We start from the raw sequence: 10,252 nt of genomic DNA, 5'->3' as shown, positions 1-10,252 counted from the left end.
CAATTTCAACAATGATGGTACGGCTCTCTACGAGGCGATGTCTGCTCTGTTTATCGCCCAAGTGCTGAATATTCCCCTTTCCTTACCCCAGCAGCTTGTGGTTGTCCTTACCTCTATCGTTGCGTCTGTGGGTGCGGCGGGGATTCCCGAAGCTGGGTTGGTCACGATGACACTGGTTTTTACTGCCGTGGGTTTACCCACTCAGTATATTGCCTTACTGGTAACCGTGGACTGGTTCCTCGATCGCTGCCGTACAGTCATCAACGTGATGGGAGACATGACAGTCAGTTCCTTACTCGATGGCAAGAAGCGCCGACCTAACCCTGAGTTGAGCGTTGTTGAACAGGGGGATGATTTGGAACCAAAAATCAGTGACTGATTTATATTGAACTTTCTTGCATAAGTGCCACAGATCCAGAGCTATATACCACTGAGTAGGACAAGCATCCCCAACTGTTGATTGTTTTGATGTTCCAAACCAGAGATACAGATGAACGACCAGCAAGCTGAACTTTACAAACGCATTCAAGGGTTTTCCCTAGATGACCCTGATTCTGACCTTTCCTTCAGCAAGCGACTGGCTAGAGATAACGGCTGGAGTGCTGAGTACACCCAGCGTGTCATCGACGAATACAAGAAGTTCGCGTTTTTAGCTGTGGTTGCGGGACATCCAGTGACGCCATCCGATCAGGTCGATCAAGTCTGGCATCTGCATCTGATTTATACCCATTCGTATTGGGGCGAGTTTTGCCCGAATGTCTTGCAAACCCTACTCCATCATGGGCCGACTCGCGGAGGTCGCAGGGAACATCATAAATTCAATGATTGGTATACTAAGACGCTGATAAGCTATGAAGGCTTTTTTGGGCAAGCACCACCCGCCGACATCTGGCCTTCTCCCGACCTTCGTTTTGGTCGCGACATTCATTTCCGACGAGTTAATACTCAGCAAAACTGGGTCTTACCGAAACCTCAAATAGAGTTATCTAAACTGTATCGAGAGCGATCGCCAATTGCAGTCGTGTTGTTAGTGTTAGCCCTAACTATTACAGGTTGTATGCCGTTAGGATTGGCTGCGATCGGCAATCCGCTTGATTTCAAGGGGTCAGACTTTCTCAACTTTTACTTATTAGTGGCAAGTGCTGCCATTATCTTGGCGTGGATTCTGCGTTGGTGTCTGCCATATCTTCTTCTTGGGTCTGATGCATCGAGTTCGCTGGATACCTATGAGATAGCTTATTTGGCTGGTAACAGCTCGCGGGCTGTTGATGCGGCTATCGTTAGTCTTGTCCAGCAAGGACATTTGCAAACACAGACAAACACGTTGCAATTGGGTACTGCACTGCCCAGTGACAGCCATTCCCTGGAATGTGCGATCGCACAAGCGGTGGAGAAAAGCGGTAAACCCTCCCAAATTCGGCAAAGTGCTATATCCGCGAGTCGCTTAATCAGAGAGCGGCTGCAAAACCTGGGTTTGTTAGTGAACACCAATCAAGCTAACGCCATTGAGTTCATGTCTGCACTACCTATCATGGCTGTATTGCTACTAGGGATGGCCAAGATTGGGGTGGGAATGTCTCGACATAAGCCTGTGGGTTTCCTGATTATTTTGTGCATCATTACGGCAATAGTGGGCTTCGTTGTGCTAGAGAAACCCTACCGCAGTCGTTATGGCGATCGCACACTGACTAACCTGCAAGCCAAACACCAGAATCTGCAACAACCCAGCGAGTCTGAATTCGAGCAAATCGGATTAGCGTTCGCTTTATTCGGTAGCACCGTTTTGGTAGACCATTCATTGGCTGACTTAAAGCGCTTGTTAGTACCGTCTCCAAGTACAGATACAGGTACCAGTAGTAGCGGCGATAGTGGCTGGGTTGGAGGTGATAGTGGCTGCGGTGGTGGAGGTTGTGGTGGCTGTGGCGGCTGTGGTGGCTGCGGTGGCTAATTCATCCGCAACCTTCTCTCAATTGCCCTACACCCAATTCTGGGAATTTAGACCGACGCTAATGTAGTAAAAACATATATATCACACAGAACCTCTATGAGTCAGGCAAGTCAGGCTTACGCCATTGATGGAGGTGGCGATGAATAATCCAATTGTAATGATCGCCTGCGTTTCCATTGGTATTGGTATCGTTTTGGGTGTTCTGGTGGTGTGGTTGATTTATATCCAACGACGACGCCAAGTGGTAGATAGTTTAGTTCGTAGCAATAATGTGGTTGGTCGTTCAGGTACCGTTGAAATCCCATTTAATTCCAATACGCCAGGAAAAGTGCGCGTCAATGTGAAAGGCTCTTTAGTTGATTTCACGGCCTTTACAGATGAATCTGGAGAATTTAGCCGAGGCGATCGCGTATTTATTGTCGGTATGAAACGAAATAAGGTATGGGTTGTCTCCGAAGAGGCATTTACCCATTCATCAGACTATTGACAAAACTCAACAAGCAAACTCCAACTGTCCTAGCATCTGTCTGCCAAAATCAAAAACTCTCTCTTCCATTCTCTACTCCGCGTTCTCTGCGCCTCCGTGGTTCGTTATCAATCAACTGACAAGACAATCCTAGTTCCTTCTCTATAACCACCTAATCTAACTATGAGCATTCAACCCCCATTTAAATCCTTCTTTGAGCAAGATGTTGCCGTTGTAAAAGTCGCACAAGTTCCAGTCAACAACCCAGATAGTAACCAGAGGACTGGCCTTGAGGGGCTACTTTGGGGCAGCCTTCCCATCGCCCTTTCCATCTTTGGCCTCATTGTATTCGTCTGGTTCCTCAAGTCCTTTTTGTGCATTTGCAAACCTAACGAAGTCCTGATTCTTTCGGGTCGAAAACGCCGTACTAAAGATGGGCAAGAAATCGGTTATCGAGTACTTACTGGAGGGCGGGCTATTCGTATTCCTATCGTGGAAACCATTAAGCGTATGGATGTAACAACCATGCCTGTACGGGTAGAGGTAAAGAATGCCTATGCCAAGGGGGGAACACCTCTGAATATTCAAGCGATCGCCAATGTGAAAATCTCCACCGATCCGGCAGTTGTTGGCAATGCGATCGAGCGATTTCTGGATCGCGATCGCTCGGAACTCACCCGTGTTTCACGAGAAACCCTGGAAGGTTATCTGCGGGGTGTTGTCGCTACCCTCACCCCTGAAGAACTCAACGAAGATCGCCTGAGTTTTGCCGAACGAATCGCCTCAGATGTTAGCCGCGACTTAACTAAATTAGGATTACAACTAGACACCCTAAAAATTCAAAGTGTTTCCGATGATGTAGACTATCTCAAATCCTTGGGACGTAAGCAAATCGCCCTAATTATCCGAGATGCGGAAATTGCAGAATCGAATGCGATCGCTGAAGCTGAACAAATAGAGGCTGAATGCGAAGAACATGCCGAAGTTGCCAAAACTCAGAATCGGATTATCATCTTAGAAAAAGAGAACGAACTCCGCAAAATTAAGGCAAAACTCGAACAAAAATCTCGCTCAGAAGAAGAAATCACCACAGCCGCTGCCAAAGAAAAGAGAGCCAAAGCTGAACAGGTACTACAAGCACTCAGAGCCGAGTTAGAACGCCTACGCCTAGAAGCCGATGAAGTCCTCCCCGCAGAAGCCCAGCGACAAGCCAAAGAACTTCGCGCTAGAGGGCAAGCAGCAGTACTCGAAGAAAACGCCAAAGCGGCAGCCTTAGTTAATGATATCCTCTCCCAAGTCTGGCAAGAAACAGGAGCGGATGCTTCCGAACTGTTCTTGATTCAGCAAATCGAAATGGTACTCAAAGAAGTCGTACAAATTCCCAAGCGAATTCAACTGGATAAAGTGAATGTCATTGATAACGGTGATGGTAAATCGTTAGCCAGTATAGTCAACGTTTATCCAGATATTGTTTTACAGTTCCTAGATAATGTTGATAAAACCTTAGGGATTGATGTAATCGGCACTCTTAGCCATAATCATCGAGTTCAACCCTTATTAACGGAAAAACAGAGCCTAAATAAACTGTAGCCCTTGTGTTCTAATTCTACGAACTAAGCGGATGGTAAGATAGCAATCCTAAATCATTTATGAGATTGGCTTTTTTGATAAACCACAGAGACACAGAGGGCACAGAGGAGAGAAAGGGAGATTCTCAGGAATCCTTTAGGACAGCTATAAAAACCTTTGCGTCCCTCTGCGTAAAACTCAGCGTCTCTCTGCGTTAAAAAATTACCTTACTGAAAGGCTGCGAAGCGTCAATCCAACCCACTGAATCAAGACTAAGGAAAAACTCATGGAAATTATTGCCTTACTACTCGGAATCTTTGGAATTGGGACAGGAGCGGGGTTTTGGGTTATTCGTAATCTTTACTATATTTGCCAACCCAGTGAAGTTCTAATCTTTGCCGGAAATCGCACCCAAATTGCCGATGGAAAGGAAGTCGGATACCGCTTAGTCAAAGGAGGCAGTAGCATTCAAGTCCCTTTGTTAGAGCGTGCTTTCCGCATGGATTTAACGAACATGATTATCGAACTGCGGGTATCCAATGCCTACTCAAAAGGTGGGATTCCTCTAACAGTAGAAGGGGTAGCCAATATCAAAATTGCGGGTGAAGAACCGACAATTCATAATGCGATCGAGCGGCTTCTTGGTAAAAGTCGTAAAGATATCGAACAATTGGCAAAAGAAACCCTAGAGGGAAATCTGCGAGGCGTCTTAGCTAGCCTGACACCTGAACAGGTGAACGAAGACAAAATTGCTTTTGCCAAAATCTTGCTAGAAGAAGCAGAAGATGACTTAGAAAAGCTGGGGTTGGTACTCGACAATTTGCAAATCAAGAATATCTCGGATGAAGTTCGCTATCTGGATTCGATTGGACGCAAACAGCAAGCAGAACTGTTGCGAGATGCACGAATCGCGGAAGCGAAAGCTAGAGCACAATCCATTATCCAAGCCTCGGAAAATGAACGAGTAACCTCACTTAGACGCATTGAGCGGGATTTGCAAGTGGCGAAGGCGGAGGCGGAACGTCGAGTGAGAGATGCTCTGACGAAGCGAGCGGCAGTAGTGGCTGAAGTAGAATCTGTCGTGGGTTCCGAGGTGGCACGGGTTCAGGCGGAAGTGGCGGTGCAAACTGAGCGTATTAAGCAGGTGGAAAATCAGCTACAGGCGGATGTAGTGGCACCCGCAGAGGCAGAATGTAAAAGAGCGATCGCCAAAGCCAGAGGAGATGCCGCTCGTATCGTGGAAGACGGCAAGGCGCAAGCCGCCGGGACAAAACGCTTGGCGGAATCTTGGAAGACGGCGGGTAGCTCTGCACGAGAAATCTTCCTCTTGCAGAAGCTGGAACCCCTGTTAAAAACGATGGCGGCTGGCGTGCCGGAGGTAGAGGTACAAAACTTGACGGTGATTGATGCTCAAAATGGTAGCAACGTGACAAAGATGGCGTCTTTTTTAGAGCAACTGCGTCAGGCAACAGGTGTTGATGTGGCTAAAGTGGTGGGTAATTTACCGCAGGGTAAAGTAATCAGCGATACGACTCAGCATCAAGGTTAAGTAGAATGGCACTAACTTAAGCGATCTCATGCGGAATTTGCCCCCTAAATCCCCAAATTTTGGGGGACTTTGAACTCTGGCTCCCCCAGGATTGGGGGTTGGGGGGCGAACCGCCTCGTTATTTCAGTGACATTCAGGTTAAGTAGCCCGCAGTTTGATATCAAGTTGGTAATTATCAGCCATCCTCTTAAGGGGAAACTGCACAAACTTAGCCTCACCTGTCAGCATCCAGTCAAAGCGACGCAGTACATGAGAGGCGAACACCTTAGTCACCAACATCGCCATTTGTGCCCCCAGGCACGCATGGACGCCGCCGCCAAACGGAATGAACTCATACATTTTGCCTTCACCGCGTTCTGGTAGAAAGCGCTCCGGAGCAAATACCTCCGGTTCATGAAAGTGCTCTGGCCTGATGTGGGCAAGGCGTGGCTCTGCAATGAGGACACAACCTTTCTCGTACAGTACGCCATCCAGTACTACAGATTTGGTGAGTCGGCGGTTGGCGGTGGAACTGGGAGGTAGTGTTCGCAATGTCTCCTTGATTGCCACCTCCAGAAATTCCATCTGCTTCAAATCAGCGGATGAGAACGTACTGACATTGTTCTGTCCTCCCAGCACCCTTGCCTGTTCTTCTCGTAACTTCTGCACTACCTGCGGGTAGCGTCCGAATTGGTACATTAGCGAAGACACGAGTCCTGAAATCTCGTAGTGTGACCCCCACAACTGTAGCAAGCACTGATTCTCAATCAGTACATCGCTAAATACTCCATCTGGGTTTTCCTGCTGACTGGCTAGCATCATCGAGAGGAAATCCGCCGAGGGGTCAATCGCCTTACCCTCTGTCCGCCGCTTTTTTACAACTGCACGCATAAAATCGATCAGTGCAGCGCGTGCCTTCAGTCCCCTACCGTAAGCTGTGAAGGAAGACTTCCACTTGGACAAGCCATAGAATCCGTCAAAGAATGTTTTATACAACGCCTTCAGTTCGCCTTTGGAGGATACAGGCAATCCCTCAAACGTTTCTGGCTTTGCGTCATCCAAGCGAACTCCCAGCAGCAAGGGGACAAGTACGTCAAAGCAGATTGGCTCTACGGCTGGGTATAGTGCCATCCGACTAGGGGTAGGCCAGCGCTCGATGCCTTGTGCGATCGCATCATTAATATAAGGCAGGTATCCATCCAGTGCACGACCCGTTAGGCCAGGACTCAGCGCACTTTTGCGCTGGCGATGCAAATCAGGGCGCTGAAACAGACTATACTCGCCGAACATATCCATCGTGGTGCTTGGCAAGGCAATCTCTGTATATTTCAAGTCGCCATTAAACGCCATTTGAATCGCCTTCGCCTCGCCCAAAAAGATGGTCGTTCCCCCAAAAACCCCCGTATTGAAGATGGGGCCATACTGTTCTAGATTTTGGCGGCAGAAGCGATCGGGATTCGCGATGTAACTAAATGTGTCATACCAATTGGGCTTTCGGGGTGGAGTCGTAGTCCCTGGAGGCGGCGCTTGTCCATCCTCTAGTACAAGTACCTCACTAGTTTGTTGCACCATGACAATTTAGTTGTGTCTGTTTGTTGTGGATTTCAACTCGAATCGAGACGTACCCTAAGTGTATCCCGCTAATGTGGGGCAATTTCTCCCTTATCAATGTTATATGTCTGAATCTACTGTTACTGTCACTGTCAAACTATTCGCTGCCTACCAAGAAGCCTACGGTGTTCCAGAACTAGCGCTGAAATTCCCCCCACAAACATCCGTATCTGCTGTATTAGATACCCTCATTACCGAACACCCAGAACTTGAGCAATGGCGCAACCTCACCCGCTTTGGGCTCAATCTCCAGTTCGTTGAGCCAGACGCTATTCTCCAAGATGGCGATGAAGTGGTACTGATTCCACCGGTTAGTGGTGGCTGAGTCGGTTACTCACAGAAAGTCGGCGTTCCTCCCCCGACTCAAATTGCAGGGAAGGAGCGCCGTCCGCCAACTTTGTTATTTTTTGTTGGTTGTCTGTATGACATGAATCCTAGGCTTACGTGTGCTTGCTCGCCGTAGCGCCTTAAAGTGCTAACTTTTGTAAAAATATTGCAGCTTTTGCGTAAAAATTGAATCTTTCCGGAGTAGTTAATAGCAACTTATTCAGGGCAGGAAAATGGCAAGACTAGGATTCTTGCTACTAAGTATCTGATTAAGCTGCCCCAGCCTTGAGGCGACAGCTTTATACTCGTCGTCCGGATTTCCTGTATAACTTGTCCACAATCAGCTGCTACCTCTTAAATAAATTACATGGAGAGAAAAGTCATGGTCTTTAATGAGCAATCCCCGTTGTTAGTCGAAAAAGATTGGCAAGTAGGAGTTTATGGCAGCGGCATAGGAGCAACTGGAATTATTACGGCAGATATTGACAATGATGGATTAACTGAAATTATCGCCGGAGGTTCGACTTCTACGTTTGGCTCAAGCAATTTTTGGTATATCCTTGAGTATTCTCCAACATCACAAAAATATGAGCGGCAATGGACAAGTGATTTCCAGGCACAAGGAATCTCTAAAATTGCTGCTTTTGACACTAACAATGATGGTATTTATAGTATCTTTATTGGTTTAGCCAATGGCGAGATACATATATACGATGGAGCCACACAACAAGAAGTGGGTTATATCGATACTCCCGCTACTTCTATTAATCAGATTCTCTGGGCGGATGCTGATAATGATTCCATCAAAGAAATTATCGTTTGTGACAATCAAAAAACTTACATTTATGATAGCACTACTCTGGCTCTCAAACAGCAAATTTCCTATGGCGGAAGTGACCTTGAAGTCGGGAATGTAGATGCAGATGCAGCTAACGAACTCGTTTTTGCAAATGGCGTAGTATTAGAAGTGAATGGTACTACCACCACAGAAGAATGGAAGTATGCCGGGGGTGCTTTTGGCTCTTCAATTGAGTTATCAGATATTGATTCTGATAATATGCAAGAAATCATTGGGGCATCCCCTTGGTATTACATTACGGCATTTGATGCAGATGTTCAATCTCCCAAATGGCAAATAAAAACAGACCTCGATATTGATGCTCTTTTAGTCACTGATGTGGATAATGATGGTATTGAAGAGGTAATTTATGGTGATGGTCAATGGGGTAAAATCCATGCTTATGATCCTGTTACCTTAACTCAAAAATGGCAGATTAATAACCCGGATCACGGAGTTACAGATATAGCAGTCTTTGATACAGATGGAGACGGTGATCTGGAAGTTATTTGGGGATCTGGTGCAAGTTCTACTGGAGCAGATCATCTTTATGTTGCTGGAATCCCATCGTTAACGCAAGAATGGAAAAGCCAACATACTGATGGCCCATTTCATGCAATTGATGTCGGTGATATTGATAATGATGGCAACCAAGAAATTGTATTTGCATCTTTTAAAAGCGATAGCGGCTATAGCGATGGTACTATCTTCATCTATGATGCTGAAACACATGCCTTAGAATGGCAAAGTCCGAGTAATATGTTTGGGGGATATGCCTGGACAGGTATCCACGATTTAAAAATTGGTGATGTTGATAATGACGGGGTTCAAGAAATCGTAGTAGCAACTGATAAGTTGTATGATGGAGCGATCTATGTAATCAATGGTCAAAGCAAGGCAATTGAAAAGTCCTATTTTTATGATTCTGGCGCTCCAATTTATTCAGTTGACATCGCAGATGTTGATAATGATGGTCAAACAGAGATAATTGCCGGAGGCGGTAGAGAACATACTGGAGCCCCTGGAGTGTATGTCTATGCCATCAATGGTTCAACCGGTGCAGTTGAATGGAAAAGCATTAATGTGGGGGATTATTGGTCAGATATTAATTTTGTTCAAGTAGGAAATGTTGATAACGATGCTGCTCCAGAAATGGTAGCGTTAAAAGACAACCTCTATGTGATTGATGGTATTTCTCATCAACAAAAGCAGACTTCTACAGGGGGGTACACAAGTTTAGATCTTTATGACATAGATAATGATGGCAAAAAAGAAATTCTTGTAGGAACCAATCAGGGAAACATTGTTGCAATTGATGGTCAAACTTTGCAACAAAAATTCAATGTTAAGGTAAGTTCGTCTGCAATTGTGGGATTACAGGCACAGGACATTGACCAAGATGGAACGGCTGAGCTGACATTTACTAGTGCTGCTACAGCAGGAATATACAGTATTAAAAAATCAACTGTACTTTGGCAAAGTCAAACTCTTGGGTCATCGGCAGGGGATTATAACAGTTTAATTGTTTCCAACATTGATTCTGATAAACCGACAGAAATTTTAGTAGGAACAAACTACACAGTTGTTGAATTTGAAGCTTCTGTGATTGCTGGCGAAACGCTTGGGTCTGATTTCAACAGTGATGGTCAGACCGATATTTTATGGCACAACGAGGCAACGGGGCAAAATATCGCCTGGTTGATGAATGGCACGAATATTGCTCAAGGCGTTGCCCTTACCCCGGTAGATGACCTCAACTGGAGCATCGGCGGCACGGGTGACTTCAACAATGACGGTCAGACCGATATTTTGTGGCGCAACGGGGCAACGGGGCAAAATATCGCCTGGTTGATGAATGGCACGAATATTGCTCAAGGCGTTGTCCTTACCCCGGTAGATGACCTCAACTGGAGCATTGGTGGCACGGGTGACTTCAACAATGACGGTCAGACCGATATTCTGTGG

Annotated in this window: 8 protein-coding genes; 7 read left to right on the top strand and 1 reads right to left on the bottom strand. The window is 46.3% G+C overall.

The annotated features are described in order from the left end of the window. The 5 genes from V6C93_RS09350 to V6C93_RS09330 all read left to right on the top strand — a co-directional run. Nucleotides 1–379: dicarboxylate/amino acid:cation symporter (locus V6C93_RS09350; RefSeq protein WP_333476385.1), on the top strand; the 379-nt coding region annotated here is incomplete at its 5' end. Nucleotides 380–490: 111 nt separating this feature from the next. Next, nucleotides 491–1,948 (top strand): TIGR04222 domain-containing membrane protein, encoded by a 1,458-nt coding sequence (locus V6C93_RS09345; protein WP_333476384.1) that lies wholly within the window; start codon nt 491–493, stop codon nt 1,946–1,948. Nucleotides 1,949–2,087: 139 nt separating this feature from the next. Next, nucleotides 2,088–2,435, top strand: coding sequence for a LapA family protein (locus tag V6C93_RS09340; RefSeq protein ID WP_333476383.1), 348 nt, complete (start codon nt 2,088–2,090; stop codon nt 2,433–2,435). Nucleotides 2,436–2,597: 162 nt separating this feature from the next. Then, on the top strand, nt 2,598–4,004 hold the full coding sequence (locus V6C93_RS09335; protein WP_333476382.1) for a flotillin family protein: 1,407 nt from the start codon (nt 2,598–2,600) through the stop codon (nt 4,002–4,004). Between the two features lie 265 nt (nt 4,005–4,269). Further along, a complete protein-coding gene (locus V6C93_RS09330) occupies nt 4,270–5,532 on the top strand; it encodes a flotillin family protein (RefSeq protein ID WP_333476381.1) in 1,263 nt (420 codons plus the stop codon). Between the two features lie 138 nt (nt 5,533–5,670). Here V6C93_RS09330 and V6C93_RS09325 read toward each other — a convergent pair whose 3' ends face one another. After that, nucleotides 5,671–7,083, bottom strand: coding sequence for a cytochrome P450 (locus V6C93_RS09325; RefSeq protein ID WP_333476380.1), 1,413 nt, complete (start codon nt 7,081–7,083; stop codon nt 5,671–5,673). Between the two features lie 103 nt (nt 7,084–7,186). On the opposite strand from V6C93_RS09325, the gene V6C93_RS09320 reads away from it, so the two are divergent. Both V6C93_RS09320 and V6C93_RS09315 read left to right on the top strand, forming a co-directional pair. Then, the gene (locus V6C93_RS09320) at nt 7,187–7,447 is read left to right on the top strand and encodes a MoaD/ThiS family protein (RefSeq protein WP_333476379.1); all 261 of its coding nucleotides are present in this window, start codon (nt 7,187–7,189) and stop codon (nt 7,445–7,447) included. A 384-nt stretch (nt 7,448–7,831) separates the two neighbouring features. Beyond that, nucleotides 7,832–10,252 (top strand): FG-GAP-like repeat-containing protein (locus V6C93_RS09315; protein ID WP_333476378.1); only part of this gene is annotated, 2,421 nt, incomplete at its 3' end.

The organism is Allocoleopsis sp., assembly GCF_036703385.1.
Lineage (GTDB): Bacteria > Cyanobacteriota > Cyanobacteriia > Cyanobacteriales > Coleofasciculaceae > Allocoleopsis.
Note: the sequence above shows the minus strand (reverse complement) of the source record. Positions and strands in the feature narration are given on the sequence as shown.

What these genes read in the sequence shown, in the direction of transcription:
- V6C93_RS09345 (WP_333476384.1), top strand. Translation starts at nt 491, where the DNA reads ATGAACGACCAGCAAGCTGAACTTTACAAACGCATTCAAGGGTTTTCC.
- V6C93_RS09340 (WP_333476383.1), top strand. Translation starts at nt 2,088, where the DNA reads ATGAATAATCCAATTGTAATGATCGCCTGCGTTTCCATTGGTATTGGT.
- V6C93_RS09335 (WP_333476382.1), top strand. Translation starts at nt 2,598, where the DNA reads ATGAGCATTCAACCCCCATTTAAATCCTTCTTTGAGCAAGATGTTGCC.
- V6C93_RS09330 (WP_333476381.1), top strand. Translation starts at nt 4,270, where the DNA reads ATGGAAATTATTGCCTTACTACTCGGAATCTTTGGAATTGGGACAGGA.
- V6C93_RS09325 (WP_333476380.1), bottom strand. Translation starts at nt 7,083, where the DNA reads ATGGTGCAACAAACTAGTGAGGTACTTGTACTAGAGGATGGACAAGCG.
- V6C93_RS09320 (WP_333476379.1), top strand. Translation starts at nt 7,187, where the DNA reads ATGTCTGAATCTACTGTTACTGTCACTGTCAAACTATTCGCTGCCTAC.